General features: G+C 68.0%; 20 protein-coding genes. 12 read left to right on the top strand and 8 right to left on the bottom strand.

From position 1 onward, the window contains the following. Nucleotides 1–11: 11 nt before the first annotated feature. On the bottom strand, nucleotides 12–1,865 hold the full coding sequence (locus tag ABL840_RS33190) for a feruloyl-CoA synthase (RefSeq protein ID WP_093304258.1): 1,854 nt from the start codon (nucleotides 1,863–1,865) through the stop codon (nucleotides 12–14). Beyond that, the gene (locus ABL840_RS33185) at nucleotides 1,862–2,635 is read right to left on the bottom strand and encodes a crotonase/enoyl-CoA hydratase family protein (protein WP_093304255.1); all 774 of its coding nucleotides are present in this window, start codon (nucleotides 2,633–2,635) and stop codon (nucleotides 1,862–1,864) included. The genes ABL840_RS33190 and ABL840_RS33185 overlap by 4 nt, the downstream gene beginning before the upstream one ends. 102 nt (nucleotides 2,636–2,737) lie before the next feature. On the opposite strand from ABL840_RS33185, the gene ABL840_RS33180 reads away from it, so the two are divergent. Then, a complete protein-coding gene (locus ABL840_RS33180) occupies nucleotides 2,738–3,616 on the top strand; it encodes an amidohydrolase family protein (protein ID WP_093304253.1) in 879 nt (292 codons plus the stop codon). Here the strand turns inward: ABL840_RS33180 and ABL840_RS33175 are convergent. Then, on the bottom strand, nucleotides 3,605–4,504 hold the full coding sequence (locus ABL840_RS33175) for a MurR/RpiR family transcriptional regulator (protein WP_093206718.1): 900 nt from the start codon (nucleotides 4,502–4,504) through the stop codon (nucleotides 3,605–3,607). The two genes, ABL840_RS33180 and ABL840_RS33175, sit on opposite strands and share 12 nt — an antisense overlap. Nucleotides 4,505–4,620: 116 nt before the next feature. On the opposite strand from ABL840_RS33175, the gene ABL840_RS33170 reads away from it, so the two are divergent. Beyond that, nucleotides 4,621–5,616: a Bug family tripartite tricarboxylate transporter substrate binding protein gene (locus tag ABL840_RS33170; RefSeq protein ID WP_093304251.1), complete on the top strand. Its 996-nt coding sequence runs from the start codon at nucleotides 4,621–4,623 to the stop codon at nucleotides 5,614–5,616. An 11-nt stretch (nucleotides 5,617–5,627) separates the two neighbouring features. Further along, complete coding sequence (locus tag ABL840_RS33165) at nucleotides 5,628–6,578, top strand: succinylglutamate desuccinylase/aspartoacylase domain-containing protein (RefSeq protein ID WP_093304732.1); 951 nt, start codon at nucleotides 5,628–5,630, stop codon at nucleotides 6,576–6,578. Between the two features lie 26 nt (nucleotides 6,579–6,604). Here the strand turns inward: ABL840_RS33165 and kefC are convergent, their stop codons facing one another. Then, nucleotides 6,605–8,461, bottom strand: a complete 1,857-nt coding sequence (gene kefC, locus ABL840_RS33160) for a glutathione-regulated potassium-efflux system protein KefC (RefSeq protein WP_093206662.1) — start codon at nucleotides 8,459–8,461, stop codon at nucleotides 6,605–6,607. Then, a complete protein-coding gene (locus ABL840_RS33155; protein ID WP_093304249.1) occupies nucleotides 8,462–9,223 on the bottom strand; it encodes an NAD(P)H-dependent oxidoreductase in 762 nt (253 codons plus the stop codon). It lies immediately after the preceding gene. A gap of 101 nt (nucleotides 9,224–9,324) precedes the next feature. On the opposite strand from ABL840_RS33155, the gene ABL840_RS33150 reads away from it, so the two are divergent. Then, nucleotides 9,325–9,945 (top strand): ParA family protein, encoded by a 621-nt coding sequence (locus ABL840_RS33150; RefSeq protein WP_093304246.1) that lies wholly within the window; start codon nucleotides 9,325–9,327, stop codon nucleotides 9,943–9,945. A 70-nt stretch (nucleotides 9,946–10,015) separates the two neighbouring features. Then, the gene (locus ABL840_RS33145) at nucleotides 10,016–10,486 is read left to right on the top strand and encodes a MaoC family dehydratase (protein ID WP_093206665.1); all 471 of its coding nucleotides are present in this window, start codon (nucleotides 10,016–10,018) and stop codon (nucleotides 10,484–10,486) included. A 41-nt stretch (nucleotides 10,487–10,527) separates the two neighbouring features. Here ABL840_RS33145 and ABL840_RS33140 read toward each other — a convergent pair whose 3' ends face one another. The 3 genes from ABL840_RS33140 to ABL840_RS33130 form a co-directional block, all read right to left on the bottom strand. Beyond that, nucleotides 10,528–10,821 carry a DUF4148 domain-containing protein gene (locus tag ABL840_RS33140; protein WP_093206666.1) on the bottom strand — a complete coding sequence of 98 codons (294 nt, stop codon included), beginning with the start codon at nucleotides 10,819–10,821 and terminating at the stop codon, nucleotides 10,528–10,530. A 130-nt stretch (nucleotides 10,822–10,951) separates the two neighbouring features. Further along, nucleotides 10,952–11,413, bottom strand: a complete 462-nt coding sequence (trmL, locus tag ABL840_RS33135) for a tRNA (uridine(34)/cytosine(34)/5-carboxymethylaminomethyluridine(34)-2'-O)-methyltransferase TrmL (RefSeq protein WP_093206667.1) — start codon at nucleotides 11,411–11,413, stop codon at nucleotides 10,952–10,954. A 32-nt stretch (nucleotides 11,414–11,445) separates the two neighbouring features. Then, the gene (locus ABL840_RS33130; protein ID WP_093304730.1) at nucleotides 11,446–12,171 is read right to left on the bottom strand and encodes a ComF family protein; all 726 of its coding nucleotides are present in this window, start codon (nucleotides 12,169–12,171) and stop codon (nucleotides 11,446–11,448) included. Nucleotides 12,172–12,212: 41 nt separating this feature from the next. Here ABL840_RS33130 and ABL840_RS33125 point away from each other — a divergent pair, with 41 nt between their 5' ends. The 7 genes from ABL840_RS33125 (at nucleotide 12,213) to ABL840_RS33095 (ending at nucleotide 17,767) form a co-directional block, all read left to right on the top strand. Further along, nucleotides 12,213–13,130: a biotin synthase gene (locus tag ABL840_RS33125; protein ID WP_093304245.1), complete on the top strand. Its 918-nt coding sequence runs from the start codon at nucleotides 12,213–12,215 to the stop codon at nucleotides 13,128–13,130. 224 nt (nucleotides 13,131–13,354) lie between these two features. Beyond that, nucleotides 13,355–13,831, top strand: a complete 477-nt coding sequence (locus ABL840_RS33120) for a DUF2244 domain-containing protein (RefSeq protein WP_093206720.1) — start codon at nucleotides 13,355–13,357, stop codon at nucleotides 13,829–13,831. Nucleotides 13,832–13,889: 58 nt separating this feature from the next. Continuing rightward, the gene (gene coxB, locus ABL840_RS33115; protein WP_093206669.1) at nucleotides 13,890–15,068 is read left to right on the top strand and encodes a cytochrome c oxidase subunit II; all 1,179 of its coding nucleotides are present in this window, start codon (nucleotides 13,890–13,892) and stop codon (nucleotides 15,066–15,068) included. Nucleotides 15,069–15,111: 43 nt separating this feature from the next. Continuing rightward, a complete protein-coding gene (gene ctaD, locus ABL840_RS33110) occupies nucleotides 15,112–16,752 on the top strand; it encodes a cytochrome c oxidase subunit I (RefSeq protein WP_093206670.1) in 1,641 nt (546 codons plus the stop codon). Nucleotides 16,753–16,771: 19 nt separating this feature from the next. Further along, the gene (locus ABL840_RS33105; protein ID WP_019656111.1) at nucleotides 16,772–16,885 is read left to right on the top strand and encodes a cytochrome oxidase small assembly protein; all 114 of its coding nucleotides are present in this window, start codon (nucleotides 16,772–16,774) and stop codon (nucleotides 16,883–16,885) included. Nucleotides 16,886–16,925: 40 nt separating this feature from the next. Next, nucleotides 16,926–17,552: a cytochrome c oxidase assembly protein gene (locus ABL840_RS33100; RefSeq protein ID WP_093206671.1), complete on the top strand. Its 627-nt coding sequence runs from the start codon at nucleotides 16,926–16,928 to the stop codon at nucleotides 17,550–17,552. Further along, nucleotides 17,549–17,767 (top strand): DUF2970 domain-containing protein, encoded by a 219-nt coding sequence (locus tag ABL840_RS33095; protein ID WP_093206672.1) that lies wholly within the window; start codon nucleotides 17,549–17,551, stop codon nucleotides 17,765–17,767. The genes ABL840_RS33100 and ABL840_RS33095 overlap by 4 nt, the downstream gene beginning before the upstream one ends. The last annotated feature ends 35 nt before the right edge of the window (nucleotides 17,768–17,802 follow it).

Genomic DNA, 17,802 nt, shown 5'->3' with positions numbered 1-17,802 from the left:
TCCTGGAATGTCTAGCGGGGCTTGAGGGTGAAGGGCAGGCTGCCGTCGTGCATCGCATCGGCCAGCGCGGCGCGGTGCTTGAGCACGGCGCGCTGGTTGATGGAGCCCTTGTCGGTGACCTCGCCCTTGTCGATGGACGGCGGTTCGGCCATCAGGTGCAGCCGCGCGATGCGGTTGGCGCTGCCGGTGGCGCCGGCGGCCAGCGTGTCGACGACCTGCTGGAAGTGCGCCTGCACGGGGGCGCTCTCGAGCACCTCGCGCATGGATGCGTCGGCGCTCAGGCCGGCGAGCTGCCGCACCTTCTGCGTCGGGAAGATCAGCGCGCCGACTTCCTTCAGGTTGATGCCGGTCAGCACCGCGTCCTGCACGTAGGGCGCGCCGGCCGCGATGATCTTCGCGCGCATCGGGCCTACGCTCACGAAGGTGCCGGTGGCGAGCTTGAAGTCTTCCGCGATGCGGCCGTCGAAGCGCAGGCCGCGATGGATGTTGTCTTCGGCTATCCACTTCACGGCGTCGCCGGTGGAGAAGAAGCCTTCCTCGTCGAAGGACTCGGCAGTGGCCTCGGGCGCGCGCCAGTAGCCGGGCGTGATGTTGGGGCCGCGGTAGCGCACCTCGGTCTTGCCGTCGACCTCGATCAGCTTGAGCTCGATGCCGGGCGCGGGCAGGCCCACGTCGCCCGACTTCACGTCGGGGCCGGTCACGTAGAGCGCGAAGGGGCCCGATTCGGTCATGCCCAGGCCCGTGCCCATCACGATGCGTTCGCCGACTTCCGACTCCTGCGTGCGGTGCAGGCTGTCCCACACCGGCTGCGACAGCGCCGCGCCCGAGTAGAAGAACATCTTCACGCGCGACAGCAGGTTGCGGCGCAGCACCGCGTCGGTTTCCATCGCCTGCGCGATGGCCTCGAAGCCGGTGGGCACGTTGAAGTAGATGGTGGGCGCGATCTCGCGCAGGTTGCGCAGCGTCTCGGCCATGCCGGCGGGCGTGGGCTTGCCGTCGTCGATGTAGAGCGTGCCGCCGTTGTCCAGCACGATGCCCACGTTGTGGTTGCCGCCGAAGGTGTGGTTCCAGGGCAGCCAGTCGACCAGCACCGGCGGCTCGTCGCCCAGCGCGGGAATCGACTGGCGCAGCTGCTGCTGGTTGGCGCACCACATGCGGTGCGTGTTGATCACCGCCTTGGGCATCTTGGTCGAGCCCGAGGTGAAGAGGAACTTGGTGATGGTGTCGGGGCCGGTCGCGCGCATCGCCGCGTCGATGGCGGGCGTGGCGGGCGTCGAGGCCAGTGCGTCGAACGCGGTGGTGGGGCGGCCTTCGAGCGTGCCCTGCGCCAGCACGACTTCGGTGCCGGCCGGCACGACTGCGGCGATGGCCTTGGCGAAGCGCGCGGCGTCGCTCGCGAAAACGAGGCCCGGCGTGAGCGTGTCGAAGACGTGGCGCAGCTTCTCGAAGTCCTGGCTTACCAGCGAGTAGGGCGGCGACACGGGGCAGTAGGGCACGCCGGCGTAGAGGCAGCCCAGCGCCATCAGCGCGTGCTCGATGCCGTTCTCGCTGAGGATCGCGACTGGGCGGTCGGCGCTCAGGCCGCGGTCCAGCAGGGCTTGTCCGATACCGCGTGCTTCCTCCAGCGCCTGCGCGTAGTTCACGCGCAGCCAGTCGCCGGTGCTGCCGTCGGCCAGCCGTTCGCGGCGGGCGATGAAGATGCGATCGGGCGTGCGCTCGGCCCAGTAGGCGAGGCGGTCGGTCATGCGCTCGCGGTAGGGCTCGAGCTGCGTTTCGGCGCTCAGGTACTGCGTGCCCGGCGCGCCGTCGCGCAGCACAGCGCGGGTGACGCCGAAGACCAGCGGGCGGTATCGGACGGCGCTCATCCCTTGCTCACTTTCGCGGCACGCCCTTCGAGGAAGTCGCGCACGCGCTGCTTGGCTTCGGGCGCGGCCTGCGTGATGCCCGAGATCAGCGCCTCGGTGAAGAAGCCGTGGTCGGCCGACTGCTCTGAGATGCGCGGCAGGGCGTGCATCAGCGCGTAGTTGGTGAGCGGCGCGTTGGTGGCCACGCGCTTCGCGAGCTCGAAGGCCTTGTCGAAGGCCTGGCCCTCGTCGACGAGATACTGGGCGAAGTTGGCGCGCTCGCCTTCCTCGGCGTTGTAGACGCGGCCGGTCATCATCATGTCGGTCATGCGGGCCACGCCGATCAGCTTCGGAATGCGCACCGAGCCGCCGCCGCCCACGAAGATGCCGCGCGAGCCCTCGGGCAGCGCGTAGAAGGTGGAGCGGTCGGCCACGCGGATGTGGCAGGCGCTGGCCAGCTCGAGCCCGCCACCCACCACCGCGCCGTGCAGCGCCGCGATCACCGGCACCGGGCCGTGCTGGATCAGGTCGAGCGCGCCGTGCCACAGGCGCGAGTGCTGCATGCCCTGGCCGGCGTCGCGCTCCTTCAGCTCGCTCAGGTCGAGGCCGGCGCAGAAGTGCGGGCCCTCGCCGTCGATCACCGCCGCGCGCACGCTGGAGGGCAGCTTCTCGAAGGTGTCGCGCAGGGCGAGGATCAGTCCGTCGGACAGCGCGTTGCGCTTGGAACCGCGCGTCAGGCGGACGATGGCGACTTCGTCGCGGATGTCGAGTTGAAGGTCTGGATTGGTCATGATGAGTCCGGGGTTGCGTCGAATTATGGTTATGGGAAATAATCAATTCAAGGAATTTGGAGCCCCCAGAGCCTAGGGACTTACCCGCACCGGAGACAAGACATGGACCACCAGAACCTGATCGCGATCGACATCCACACCCACGCAGAAGTCAGCTGCTGGAACCCGTTCGACAACTACGGCGAGGAGTACGACCGCGCGGCCGACAAGTACTTCGGCTCCAGCGGCCGGCCGACCATTGCCGAGAGCGTGGCGTACTACCGTGAACGGAAGATCGGGCTGGTGATGTTCATGGTCGACGCGGAGTCGAACATGGGCCGTCGCCGCATCCCGAACGAGGAGATCGCCGAGGCCGCGAAGAACAACAGCGACATCATGATCGCCTTCGGCAGCGTCGATCCGCACAAGGGAAAGATGGGTGCGCGCGAGGCGCGCCGGCTCATCGAGGAGCACGGCGTGAAGGGCTTCAAGTTCCACCCCACGGTGCAGGGCTACCACCCCTACGACCGCATGGCCTGGCCCATCTACGAGGTGATCGCCGAATACGGCCTGCCGGCCATCTTCCACACCGGCCACAGCGGCATCGGCTCGGGCATGCGCTGCGGCGGCGGCCTGCGGCTGGAGTACAGCAACCCGATGCACCTGGACGACGTGGCCATCGACTTCCCCGACATGCAGATCGTCATGGCGCACCCCAGCTTCCCCTGGCAGGACGAGGCGCTGAGCGTGGCCACGCACAAGCCCAACGTGTGGATCGACCTGTCGGGCTGGAGCCCCAAGTACTTTCCGAAGCAGCTCGTGCAGTACGCCAACACGCTGCTGAAGGATCGCGTGCTCTTCGGCAGCGACTACCCGCTGATCACGCCCGACCGCTGGATGCGCGACTTCGAGAACGCCGGCTTCAAGCCCGAGGTGATGCCCGGCATCCTCAAGGGCAACGCGATGCGGCTGCTGAAGCTGGACGCAGCCTCAGGCGGCTGACGACGGCTTCCTGCGCGAACGCCCGGCCTGCGCGGCCGAGTCGTTCCAGTGCTGCTCCCACAGGGCGTCGCCGCGTTCGAGCGCGGCGCCCAGTTCCTTCCTGCGGCGCTGCACGACGGCGGTGACCAGCGCGTTGCACAGCGAGAACGCCGCCGTGTACGAATCGAATGGCGACGCGCTCGAGGTGCGCGCCAGCATCACATGGTCGGCCGATGCCGCCGCAGCCACCGAGGGGCCGTCGGTGATGACGATGACCTTCGCGCCCTTCTCCTTGAAGTACTTGGCCGCGCGCGCGGTGGCGAGCGCGTGGCGCCTGAAGGTGAGGGCCAGCAGCACGTCGTTTTCGCCGATCCACAGCAGCTGGTCTTCCATGAGCAGCGGGCCGCCGCCGCTCATGGGGCGCACGTCGGGCAGGCACATGTTCAGGTGCAGCGAAAGGTGGCCGGCCAGCGCGGCGGCGTGCCGCTGGCCGGTCACGTGCACCCGCGCCTTGCGCTGCGTGAGCAGCCGCACGGCGCCCTCGAAGGCGGCGACGTCGAGCGCCGCGAAGGTCGAGGCCAGGTTGTGCTGGTCGTGCAGCAGCGCATTGGCCAGGCAACTGCGCACCGAGGCGTCGTCGGCGATGACGGCGTCCGCGCGCGTGGCCGGCGACGACAGCCGCGCGGTCACCTCCGACCGGGCCTCGATCTGCGCCTCGGCATAGCTGGGGTAGCCGAGCTTGGCCAGCAGCCGCACCACGGTGGAGGCGCTGGTGCCCACCTTCTTTGCAAGGCTCGTTGCAGATTCGAGCAGGCCCTGGGGGTAGCGCGTCTGCAACTCGTCGATCAGGCGCTGCTCGCTCTTGGTGAGCTTCCTGCCGTAGCCCGAGATGCGTTGGTTCAGGTTCATGGTCGCGCGCATTCTGCACGTGGAGTCGTGTTGGGCCTGATTTTGCAATGGTCATTGCAAAATTGAAATCATCTTGCAACAATGCGCGCACTTTTGACTGCACGACAGGACGCCCCATGGAACCCATCTTCACCGCCGCGGCACTGAGCCGCCGCGAGATCCTCGCCGCCGGCCTCGCCTCGATGCTGCCGCTGGCCGCAAAGGCGCAGGCCTGGCCCTCGCGGCCGGTCACGCTGGTGGTGCCGTTCCCGGCGGGCGGCTCCGTGGACCTGATCGCGCGGCTGTACGCCGACCCGCTCGCCAAGGCGCTGGGCACGCCGGTGGTCATCGACAACCGCGCCGGCGCCGGCGGCTCCATCGCCAGCGCACAGGTGGCGCGCGCCAAGCCCGACGGCTACACGCTGGTCGCCTCGTCGCAGAGCTCGCACCTGGCCAACCCGCTCACCCAGCCCAACCCGGGCTACGACCCGATCAAGGACTTCGCGTCGATCAGCCAGCTCGCGCGCTCGATCAATGTGCTGCTCGTGAACCCCGCCGTGCCCGCGAAGAACTTCAAGGAGTTCGTCGCGCTGGTGAAGTCGCGCCCCGGCGAGCTCAACTTCTGCAGCGCGGGGCCGGGCAGCATGGGGCAGCTCAACGTGGAGCTGATGAAGTCTCAGCTGCAGCTCAACGCCACGCACGTGCCGTACCGCGGCGGCGGCCCGCTGGTCACCGCGCTGATCTCGAACGAAGTGCAGTTCGGCCTCGACAACCTGGCGCCCTTCCTGCCGCTGATCCAGTCCGGAAAGCTGCGCGCGCTGGCCGTGGCCGCGCCCACCCGCGTCGCGGCGCTGCCCGACATCCCGACCTTCGCGGAGCTGGGCTATCCGGTGCTGAACACCACCTCGTGGATCGGCCTGGCCGCGCCCGCGAAGACGCCGCCGGAGATCGTCGAGGCGCTGCACAAGGCCGTGCGCTCGGTGGCCGACCAGCCCTCGATGGTCGAGGCGTTGCAGTCGCGCGGCTCGCTGCCGCCCGAGGCGCAGTCGCCCGCGCAGTTCACCGCCATGATGTCGGAGCGGCTCGCGGTCTACGGCGACCTGGTCAAGCGCGCGGGCATCCGCGGCGAATGAGCGACGGCAGCATGACCGAGTCATCGTTCGCGCCTGACACCGCGCCGCTGGAGGTGCTGCCGCGCGACATCTCCGCCTACCGGCAGGGCAACACCGGCATCGACTACGTGCACCGCTTCGAGTCGGGCCGGCCGGGGCCGCACGTGCTGGTCAACGCGCTGACCCACGGCAACGAGATCTGCGGCATGGTCGCCGCCACTCATCTGCTGGACGCCGGCGTGCGCCCGAAGACCGGCACGCTCACCGTGAGCTTTGCAAACGTCGAGGCCTACAACGCCTTCGACATCGAGCGGCCCTACGAGAACCGCCAACTGGTGCACAACCTCAACCGCATCTGGTCGAAGGCCATGCTCGACGGCAGCGAAGACAGCCCCGAACTGCGCCGCGCGCGCGACCTGCGGCCGGTGCTGGACGCGGCCGACTACGTGCTCGACATCCATTCCACGCGCGCGCCGGTGCAGCCCTTCTGGGTCTATCCGGAATTCGAGCGCAACGCCGGGTTGGCGCTTGCCGTCGGCAATCCGCTGGTGCATCTGGTGATGCCGGTGGGCGGCGCGCCCGGCACTGGTGTGACGGCGTATGGCCGCCACGGCGAGGAGGGCGTCGACGGCGGTGCGGTGGTCGTTGAGTGCGGCCAGCATTTCAGCCAGTCGGCGGCCGACTTGGCCACCGACGTCACGCTGCGCTTCCTCGCGCACCTGGGGCTGGTCGACCCGCCGCCGACCGCCGCGGCGAAGGCGCCCGCGCGACGCTTCCGCCTGCTCGAAGTGCACATGGTGAAGACGGAGAGCTTCGCCTTCGCGCGGCCGGTGCTGGGCTTCGAGGTCTTCCAGAAGGGCGAGCTGATCGCCGTGGACGACGGCCACGAGATCCGCTCCCCCTGCGACGACTGCACGATCTTCATGCCGACCCGCGCGCCGCTGGTCGGGCGCGAGGGCGTGTACCTGACCGTCGCGATCTAGTCGGCGCTACAGGCGCTGCAGACGCTTCAGGGCGTCTGCTCCGCCTGCTCTTCTTCCTCCAGCCGTTCCCAGTCGCGTCCCGAGCGGCGCTGCCGCTCCTCGCGCTCGCGCGCCATCTGTTCCTCGAACTGCTGGCGGCCCGCCTTGTTGGCGGCGATCAGCTTGGCGCGGTCCTTGTAGTGCGGATAGATCTCGTCGCTGAGCTTGATGTTGCGGCGCCGGAAACGCATTGCCGATTCGCGTGCCTCGTGCGCCGGCCAGCCCAGCGCCTCGAGCGTGGCGCGCGCGCTGCGCAGCGACGACTCGAACACCTCGCGCTCGACTTCCGTCACGCCGCGGTCGCGCAGCTGGAACAGGTGCGTCACGTTGCGCGCCCTGGCGATGATGCGGGCCTGCCCGAAGTTCTCCTGCACGAGGTCGACGATTTCCAGCGACTGCTCGATGTCGTCCACCGCCACCACGATCACCTTGGCCGTGCCCGCACCCGCGGTGCGCAGCAGGTCGAGCCGCGTCGCGTCGCCGTAGAACACGCGGAAGCCGAACTGCCGCAGGCCTTCGACGGTGTCGGCGTCGTGGTCGAGCACCGTCACGCGCAGGCCCTGCGACATCAGCATGCGACCGACGATCTGGCCGTAGCGGCCGAAGCCGCAGATCAGTACCTTGGCGTCCTGCTGCTCCGAAATCTCCTCCAGCCGGGTGCCGGTGCCTTGGCTGTAGCGCGGCAGCACGAACTTGTCGAGGAGCACCAGCAGCAGCGGCGACAGCAGCATCGAAAGCGCCACCGCGCCGATCAGCAGCGAGGTGACCTGCGGCGGCAGCACGTCGGGGCCCGCCGCCTGGAAAACCACGAAGGCGAACTCGCCGCCCTGCGCGAGCAGCAGCGTGAACACCGGCCGCTCCTGGTAGGCAATGCCCATCGCCTTGGCCAGCGCGTAGATCACCACCAGCTTGATGGCCACGAAGCCGACCACCAGCATCGCCATGATCCAGGGGCTCGCGACCAGCACGCCGAAGTTGATCGACATGCCCACCGCGATGAAGAAGAGGCCCAGCAGCAGGCCCTTGAAGGGCTCGATGTCGGTCTCGAGCTCGCGCCGGTATTCGCTCTCCGCCAGAAGCACGCCGGCGAGGAAGGCGCCCAGCGCCATCGACAGGCCCACCAGCTGCATCAGCGCCGCGATGGCCACCACCAGCAGCAAGGCGGCGGCGGTGAAGATCTCGGGCGTGTCGCTGCGCGCGATCCAGCGCAGGATGGGGCGCAGCAGCAGCCGGCCGCCGAGGATGATGCCGCCGATCACGCCGATGATCTTGGCGGCCTCCAGCGCGCGCTCCAGCCCGGTGATCGATTGTTCGGCCGCTGTGGCGCCGGCCAGCAGCGGCAGCAGTGCGAGGATCGGAATGGCCGCCACGTCCTGGAACAGCAGGATCGAGAAGCCGGCCTGGCCGCTGGGCGTCTTCAGCAGGTTGCGCTCGCCGAACACCTGCAGCGCGATGGCGGTGGACGACAGCGCCAGGCCCAGCGCAGCCACCAGCGCCACGCGCCATTCGGCGCCGACCGCGCAGCCCACCGCGAACAGCACCGCGGCGCAGCTAAGCACCTGCGCCGTGCCCCAGCCGAAGATGGGGCGGCGCAGGTTCCACAAGCGCCTGGGCTCGAGTTCAAGGCCCACGAGGAAGAGCATCAGCACCACGCCGAACTCGGCGAAATGCAGCACGTCCTCGACGCTGGAAACGAGTCCCAGGCCCCAGGGACCGATGGCGATGCCGGCCACGAGGTAGCCGATGATCGAGCCGAGGCCCAGGGCCTTCGAAAGCGGCACCACCAGCACGGCGGCGCTCAGGTAGATCAGGCTGTTGGTCAGCCAGGCGGGTGCGTGTTCCATTCAGGGCGCCTTCCTGCCGTTGTCGTCCGCGGAGGCGGTGGCCGTCGCGGTAGCCAGGCCGTGGGACATCGCCGCCTGGAAGGCATTGGAGACCACCTTGGCGACGTCGTCGTTGTCGGCCGGCCGGTCGCTTTCGGGTACGGGGCAGGACACGCAGACGTCGATCTCCTCGATCTCGGGCCAGTCGGGGTAGCTGCCCAGGCGCTGGGCGAAGGTCTCGACGTGGGACTTCACGTCGGCCTCGCTGGCGCTGCGCGCGCCGTAGAAGATCAGCGGCGGCAAAAAGCGCATGCCGCACAGCGCGGCGGTCTGCTCGTAGGGCGGCAGGAAGGCGTCGAAGAAGTAGCGGTGGTAGTTCTGCGGGTGGTAGCTCGCCTCGGGGCTGCCCGTGGTGGCGACCAGCCAGAGGTCCTTGCCCTGCAGCGCCGTGCCGCCGGGGCCGTAGGCCCAGCCGTAGGAGAGCACGTCGTCGAGCCAGAGCTTCTGCAGCGCGGGCATCGAGTACCAGTGGATCGGGTGCAGCAGCACCACCAGGCTGGCCCGGGCGAGCCGGGCCTGCTCTGCCTCGACGTCGATGGCGAAGTCGGGATAGCTGCCGTAGAGATCGTTGACGTCGACGCCGGGCACGGCGCGAGCGGCGGCGAGCATGCGCCGGTTGACGCGCGAGTCGCGCCAGTGGGGGTGGGCGGCCAGCACGTAGATGCCGCCGGAACCGCCGTCCGGGCGGTCGGCGGGGGTTCCCGTGGATGTTGTTGTCGTCATCCCGCGAACATATCTCAAGAGCACGCTGGCAGGCGTTTCGCCGGGCAAAAACGCGCCAGCGACTAACATCCCCGCTATTGCCGTTCTGGAGGAGTGCATCTATGCCGGTGGTTCTGGTCGCCAATCCCAAGGGAGGCGTGGGCAAGTCGACGATCGCGACGAACGTCGCGGGCTATTTCGCGAGCCGCGGCCACGCCGTGATGCTGGGCGACGTGGACCGCCAGCAATCCTCCCGGCTCTGGCTGGGCCTGCGCCCGCCGATGGCCCGGACCATCTCCACCTGGGAAGCCACCGGGGAAAGCACCGTGGTGCGCCCGCCGCGCGGCACCACGCACGCGGTGCTCGACACGCCCGCCGGCCTGCACGGCTGGCGCTTCAAGGAAGTGCTGGCGCTGGCCGACCGGGTGATCGTGCCGCTGCAGCCGAGCATCTTCGACATCTACGCGACGCGCGACTTCCTCGACCGGCTGCAGGAGAACCGCCGCGCCGAGAAGACGAAGATCGGCCTCGTCGGCATGCGCGTGAACGCACGCACGCTGGCGGCCGACCGGCTCCACGAGTTCATCGCGGGGCTCGGCGTGCCGGTGATCGGCGAGCTGCGCGACACGCAGAACTACGTGCAGCTCGCGGCGCGCGGGCTCACGCTGTTCGACATCGCGCCCGGTCGCGTGCAGCGCGACCTGGAGCAGTGGCAGCCGATCTGCGAGTGGCTCGACGCCTGAGCCGATCCCGGTTTTCCCTGAGCCCGGTTGTCGCAAGGCCGACAGCCGCGCGGCAGCCCCAGACGCCAGAATGCCCCGCATGACCAAAAAGACATTCCAGACCCTTCAGGATCTCGCCGCCTGCGTCGGCCAGGAGGTCGCCGTGAGCGACTGGATCGCCATCACGCAGGAGCAGGTCAACCAGTTCGCCGAGGCGACGGGCGACCACCAGTGGATCCATGTCGACATCGAGCGGGCCAAGGCCGGCCCCTTCGGCGGGCCGATCGCGCACGGCTTTCTCACGCTGTCGCTGCTGCCGCGCTTCTACGAGACGGCGCTCGACGTGGTCGAGTCGCGCATGGGCGTGAACTACGGCCTGAACAAGGTGCGCTTCATGTCGCCGGTGCCGGTGGGCAAGCGCCTGCGGGCCCGCATGAAGCTGCTGACGGCCGAGCCCATTGCCGATGACGGTTTCCAGATGACCTGGGAAACCACCATCGAACTCGAAGGCGCCGCCAAGCCGGCCTGCGTGGCCGAGTCGGTGGTGCGCCGCTACCGCTGAAGCGGCGGCGGCAGCCCCTCTTTCTTTCTCTTTCTTTCTTCTTACATCCTGCGGTCGGTCACTTCGCCGTAGGTGGCCGCGCCCTGGCGGGTGATGCTCCGCGCGCTGGCGCGCACCGCGTCGCGGTCGATGTTTCCGCTCCTGGCCTGCTGCACGCCGGTGCCGCCATTGCTTATCTGCAGCGGCTGGCGCGCATCGGCCTGCACCTGCGCGCGCGACAGCGTCGACTGGAAGGGGGCGGGCGGCAGCGGGTTCTGTTCTCCCTGGAAGGCTTGGGCGCCGCCGGCGAAGGCGAGCGTGGCGAAGACGGCGAGGGTGATCGGCTTGGCGTTCATGGCGAGACTCCTTCGAGCAAGGTGGTGAATGGATCGATGCCGGCCTGCTTCCATCTGACAGCCGGCATGTCTTCCATACGGCGCGTCCGGCCGATCGGATGCGCCCCTGTTGCCCGAAGGGGCTGTTGCTTCAGCCGAAGCCGTTCTGCCGCCAGGCCTCGAACACCGTGACGGCCACCGCGTTCGAGAGATTCAGGCTGCGCTGGCCTTCGCGCATCGGCAGCCGCAGGCGCTGCGGTTCGGCGAAGCCATCGCGCAGGGCGGGCGGCAGGCCGCTGGTTTCCGAACCGAACACCAGCCAGTCGCCGGGCTGGAAGCGCACGTCGTGCACGGGGCGCGAGCCGCGCGTGGTGAGGGCGAACATGCGGTCGGCGGCGGGCTGCTCTGATGCGAGCAGGGCCTGCCAGTCGGCATGGCGCTTCACTTCGGCGTACTCGTGATAGTCGAGGCCGGCGCGGCGCAGCAGGCGGTCGTCCATCGAGAAACCCAGCGGCTCGACGAGGTGCAGCTTGCAGCCGGTGTTGGCGGCGAGCCGGATCACGTTGCCGGTGTTCGGCGGGATTTCGGGGTGGACGAGAACGATATTGAACATGCGTCGATTGTCGGCGGGCCGGCGCGACCGGCTCAGCGCGGCGGATCGGTCCGGGCGAGCACGACGGCGGTGATGTGCGCGGCGCCGGCCTGCCGCAGTACCTGGGCGGCAGCGAAGATCGATGCGCCGCTGGTCATCACGTCGTCGACCAGCACGAGGCGCCGGCCGCGCAGTTCGTCGACGCGCAGCGGCTCCACCGCGAAGGCGCCGCGCAGGTTGCGCAGCCGGTCGGCGCGCGACAGGCCGCTCTGGGCGGGCGTCTCGCGGGTGCGCAGGAGCAGGGTGGCGTCGGTCTTCGCGGGCGCGAGCCGGCGCGCCAGCTCGTGCGCCTGGTTGAAGCCGCGCTCGCGCAGCCGGCCGGGCGCCAGCGGCATCGGCAGCACGATGTCGCAGGCTTCCAGCGCCGGTTCCACCCAGGGCGCGCTGCGCAGCAGCGTGGCGAAAGGCCCGGCCCGGCCGGCTTCGCCACGGAACTTGAACGCCGCGATGGCGTCCGGCCAGGGCCATGCGTAGGTGCAGGCCGCGAGGCAGGCGTCCAGCGGCGGAGGATGTTTCACGCACTCGCCGCAGCGGCTCACGCCTTCGGGGACGGGCAGGGCGCAGCCGCTGCATCGCGCGGTGGGCGGGGCGAAGCGGGCCACGCAGGCATCGCACACCGGGCGCGAAGGCCAGGCGCGGCAGACCGCACACTGGCTGGGCAGCCGCGCGAGCAGGGCGGTGAAAGCCCCGAGAGGTCTTGAAGACGGGAAAGGCCACATGGCCCGGTGGCTGAGCATCGCCTCAATATACTCACGGCCCCATGGCCACCGACCCCTCAAGACGACCGCCGACCATCGATGCCACGGCGGCCGCCCGCTGGCGCCGGCTTGCGCCTGCAGAAGGCGCCTCTCCCTGGCTGCACGAGGAGATCGGTCGCCGCATGGAAGACCGGCTGCAATGGATCAAGGCCCAGCCCCGCAGCTGGGCCGACTGGGCGCCGCTGCGCAGCGGGCTCGAGGCGCATGAACTCGTCGCGCGCCGCTACAAGGACGCCGCCTCCTTCGTGATCGAACCCGAGCCCGCGCTCGCCGCGGCCACCAGCCAGGCGCTGGCAGCGCCGTGGTGGAGCGCGCGCCGCTGGCAGGCCGGCAAGGCACGCTTCGAGGCACCGCCCGAGGACGGCGTCGACCTGCTCTGGGCCAACATGTCGCTGCACATGGCGGCCGACCCCGAGGCACTGATCGCGCACTGGCACAAGCTGGTGGCGACCGACGGCTTCCTCATGTTCTCCTGCCTCGGTCCCGACACCGTGCGCGAGCTGCGCGCGCTGCATGCCCGCCTGGGCTGGCCGGCCGCTGGCCACGAGTACACCGACATGCACGACTGGGGCGACATGCTGGTGCATGCCGGTTTTGCCGAACCGGTGATGGACATGGAGCGCATCGTGCTGACCTGGGCCACGCCCGAGGCCGCGCTTGCAGAGCTGCGCACGCTGGGCCGCAACCTGCATCCGGCGCGCTTTCCCGCATTGCGCGGCAAGGGCTGGCTGCAGGAGCTGAAGAAGGCGCTGCCCGAGCTCGCGCCGGCCGAAGGCGGCGACGGCCGCATCGCGCTGACCTTCGAAGTCGTCTACGGCCACGCGTTCAAGCCGGTGCCGCGCGTGTCGCTGTCGGCCGAAAGCGCGGTGTCGCTGCGCGAGATGCGATCGATGCTGCAACGGGGTCGCCCGGGCGCCTGATCGCTTGCCGGCGAGTCGGCGAAAACGCCTGTCGCACAGGCCGTTTCTTGCCTACTAGTAGTGACCCGTAGGCGTCCCACAGGGCACTCGGGCACTGATATCTACCCGCTACAATCCGCCGTTGCGTGAAACTCGCGGGTATTGTCCCGCGATCGAGGGGTGTCGAATCCTGTTTGTACGAGGGGTTTGGCGACCGTCGACGCACCGATTTGCTGAACTCGCCCGTGTCGAATTCCGTGTTTCGATTTGCCACCGTTTCAGGCCAGAGCATTCAATGGTTCCTGAAGCGCAACTGCTCGGTGACGCCGGGCCAGCTGGGCTGGCTCTACGCTTCGCTGTGCGTGGTATCGCTCGGCATCGGCACCCTGTTCTGGCTGCACGGTGCGCCCATGGTGCTGCCTTTTGCCTGGCTCGAACTGGCCGCTGTCGGGTTTGCGTTCATGGTCTACGCACGACATGCGACCGACGGCGAGAAGATCGCGCTGCAGGAGGGACGGCTCGTCGTGGAGCTCGAGAACGGCGGGCATTACGAGCGCACGGAATTTCTTCCGCACCAGGTGCGGATCGAACCCCAGACCGGCGATCGCTCGCTGATCGAGGTCTCGGGGCAGGGTCGATCGGTCAGGGTGGGGCGCTATGTACGCCCGGAGTTGCGTGCGGCCTTGGCCCGCGAGATTCGAATGGCGTTACGCGGCGCCTGAGGGGGCTCGCGCAGTGCTGCACGGTTGGTTGTCGAAAAATTGAAGAAACGTGAACACGATGAAGAGCATTTGGCGCAATAAGTACAGGCCGGCGAATCTGTTGCTGGCGGCCGGCGCGGCTTTCAGCAGCGCGGCGCACGCAGTCAACGATCTGCCCGGCGGCCCCTCGGTGCGCCAGTTGAATCTTCCGGTCGGCGTGACCAAGATCGCTCAGGAGCAGCATCTGCTCCACACGATCATGATGATCCTGTGCACGGTCATCTTCGTCGGCGTGTTCGCGGTGATGTTCTATTCGATCTGGAAGCACCGCAAGTCGGTGGGCCACAAGGCCGCCAACTTCCATGAATCGGTGGTGGTCGAGGTCATCTGGACCATCGTGCCCTTCCTCATCGTCATCGTCATGGCGCTGCCCGCCACCAAGGTGCTGGTGGCCCAGAAGGACACCACCAATGCCGACCTCACGATCAAGACCACGGGCTACCAGTGGAAGTGGGGCTACGACTACCTGAACGGCGAAGGCGAGGGCCTGGCCTTCATCTCCACGCTCGACAGCTCGCAGCGCGCCATGTCCGACGCAGGTGCCAAGGGCCAGATGCCCGACGACTACCTGCTCAAGGTCGACAACCCGCTGGTCGTGCCGGTGCAGAAGAAGATCCGCATCATCACCACCGCGAACGACGTGATCCACGCCTTCGCCGTGCCGCAGCTGGGCCTGAAGCAGGACGCCATTCCCGGCTTCGTGCGCGACACCTGGTTCCGCGCCGAGACCGTCGGCGACTACTACGGCCAGTGCCAGGAGCTGTGCGGCAAGGAGCACGCCTACATGCCGATCCACGTGAAGGTGCTCTCGGCCGCCGACTACACGGCCTGGGTGTCCGCCAAGCGCAAGGAAGCCGCCGCCAAGCTCGACGACCCGACCAAGGTCTGGACCCTGCCCGACATGCTCACGCGCGGCGAGAAGGTCTATGCCGCCAACTGCGCGGCCTGCCACCAGGCCAATGGCAAGGGAGCCGGCCCGATCAAGCCGCTCGACGGCTCCGCCAAGGTGACCGACGCCGACCACAAGATCCAGCTGGCTGTGCTGCTCAACGGTCAGAACAACGGCGCGATGCCCTCCTGGAAGCAACTGAGCGATACCGACCTCGCGGCCGTGGCCACGTACACCAAGAACAGCTGGTCGAACAAGACGGGCCAGCTGGTGCAGCCGGCCGAAGTGCTGGCCCTGCGCGGCAAGTGATGCGCGAGCGTCCCGCGACGAAGAAATTGCAAGGAACAACGAAATGAGCGCAGTTCTCGACCCCCACGGTCACGCAGCCCACGGCGATCACGCACACGACGAGCATCACGATCACCATGCGCCCACCGGCTGGCGCCGCTGGGTGTTCGCCACCAACCACAAGGACATCGGCACGCTCTACCTGCTGTTCAGCTTCACGATGCTGATGGTGGGCGGCGTGCTCGCGCTGCTGATCCGCGCCGAGCTGTTCCAGCCGGGCCTGCAGCTGGTGAACCCCGAGCTCTTCAACCAGTTCACCACCATGCACGGCCTGATCATGGTGTTCGGCGCCATCATGCCGGCCTTCGTGGGCTTCGCGAACTGGATGATCCCGCTGCAGGTGGGCGCCTCCGACATGGCGTTCGCGCGCATGAACAACTTCAGCTTCTGGCTGCTGATCCCGGCGGCGCTGATGCTGGTGGGCTCGTTCTTCATGCCCGGCGGCGCACCCGCCGCGGGCTGGACGCTGTACGCGCCGCTCACGCTGCAGATGGGCCCCTCGATGGACGCCGGCATCTTCGCGATGCACATCATGGGCGCCTCGTCGATCATGGGCTCGATCAACATCATCGTGACCATCCTCAACATGCGCGCCCCCGGCATGACGCTGATGAAGATGCCGATGTTCTGCTGGACCTGGCTCATCACCGCCTACCTGCTGATCGCCGTGATGCCCGTGCTCGCAGGCGCCATCACGATGACGCTGACCGACCGCCACTTCGGCACCAGCTTCTTCAACCCCGCCGGCGGCGGCGACCCGGTGATGTACCAGCACATCTTCTGGTTCTTCGGCCACCCCGAGGTCTACATCATGATCCTGCCGGCGTTCGGCATCATCAGCCAGGTGGTGCCGGCCTTCGCCCGCAAGAAACTCTTCGGCTACGCCTCGATGGTGTACGCCACCTCGTCGATCGCCATCCTGTCGTTCATCGTGTGGGCGCACCACATGTTCACGACCGGCATGCCGCTGACCGGCCAGCTGTTCTTCATGTACGCGACCATGCTGATCGCCGTGCCCACGGCCGTGAAGATCTTCAACTGGATCGCCACCATGTGGCAGGGCTCGATGACCTTCGAGACGCCGATGCTGTTCGCGGTCGGCTTCATCTTCGTGTTCACGATGGGCGGCTTCACCGGCCTGATCCTGGCCGTCGCGCCCATCGACACGCAGCTGCAGGACACCTACTACGTGGTGGCCCACTTCCACTACGTGCTGGTGGCCGGCTCGCTGTTCGCCATGTTCTCGGGCTTCTACTACTGGGCGCCCAAGTGGACCGGCGTGATGTACAACGAGACGCGCGGCAAGGTGCACTTCTGGTGGTCGCTGATCTCGTTCAACGTGACCTTCTTCCCGATGCACTTCCTGGGCCTGGCCGGCATGCCGCGACGTTATGCCGACTACCCGATGCAGTTCGCCGACTTCAACGCCATCGCGTCGGTCGGTGCGTTCTTCTTCGGCTTCGCCCAGCTCTACTTCTTCCTGTTCATCGTGTGGCCCTCGATGCGCGGCAAGGGCGAGAAGGCTGCACAGAAGCCGTGGGAAGGCGCCGAAGGCCTCGAGTGGGAAGTGCCGTCGCCGGCACCGTTCCACACCTTCGAGAACCCGCCCAAGCTCGACGCGACCGCCACCCGGGTGATCGGTTGAACGATCTGTACGGCACACGATGACACCCGAGCAGAAAAGGAACAACCGTCGCATGGGGCTCACGCTGGCCTCCATCGCCGTGGTGTTCTTCATCGGCTTCATCGTCCGCATGGTCTGGTTCAGCGGTCGCTGAACCAGGCATTCGAGCAGGCAACGAACGGGAGCACACGCGCATGAGCCTCGGTCCTCGCATCCGCCGCGCCAACGTCCGCATGGTCGGCAAGCTGGCCGTCGTGGCCTGCGGCATGTTCGCGTTCGGCTACGCGCTGGTGCCGATGTACCGCGCGATCTGCGAGATGACCGGCATCAACATCCTCGCGCTCTCCGAGCTCGAGGTGCCCGGCGGAGCGAGCGGCGGCAAGAACGTGCGCGTGCCCGACAACACGCAGGTCGACACCAGCCGCACCATCACGGTCGAGTTCGATTCCAACGTGCGCGGCGGCCTCTGGGACTTCAAGCCCGCGGAGCGGACCATGCAGGTGCATCCGGGCCAGCTCAACACGGTGATGTACGAGTTCCAGAACGTGCAGAACCGCCGCATGGCGGCGCAGGCCATCCCGAGCTACGCGCCGCAGCAGGCCGCGCCGTACTTCAACAAGCTCGAGTGCTTCTGCTTCAACCAGTACACGCTCGATCCGGGCGAGAAGAAGCAGTGGCCGGTCGCGTTCGTGATCGACCCGAAGATTTCCAAGGACGTGAAGACCATCACGCTGTCGTACACCTTCTTCGAGGTGGGCGGCAAGACGCCCGCGGCTCCGGTCGCGGCAGTTTCCGGCACCGCCGATGAGCCGCGCTCGTGACCGATCCCTCGAACCGGCCGAAGGCTTCGCTGTGGGACACGGTGAAGGCGGTGGGCTGGTCGTTCTTCGGCGTGCGAAAGAACAGCGCCTACCAGGAAGACCTGCGCAAGCTGAATCCGCTGCACATCATCGCGGTGGCGTTCGTTGCGGTCGTCGTCTTCGTGGTCGCGCTTGTGCTGCTGGTGCGCCATGTGGTCGCCACGGCCTCGGCCTGACGGAAAAGACGCGTTCCACGACAAGCAGAATCCAT

The sequence above is a fragment of the Variovorax sp. NFACC27 genome (assembly GCF_048301545.1).
GTDB lineage: Bacteria > Pseudomonadota > Gammaproteobacteria > Burkholderiales > Burkholderiaceae_C > Variovorax > Variovorax gossypii.
The sequence above is the reverse complement of the archived record's forward strand: the minus strand, read 5'-3'. Positions and strand labels throughout refer to the sequence as shown.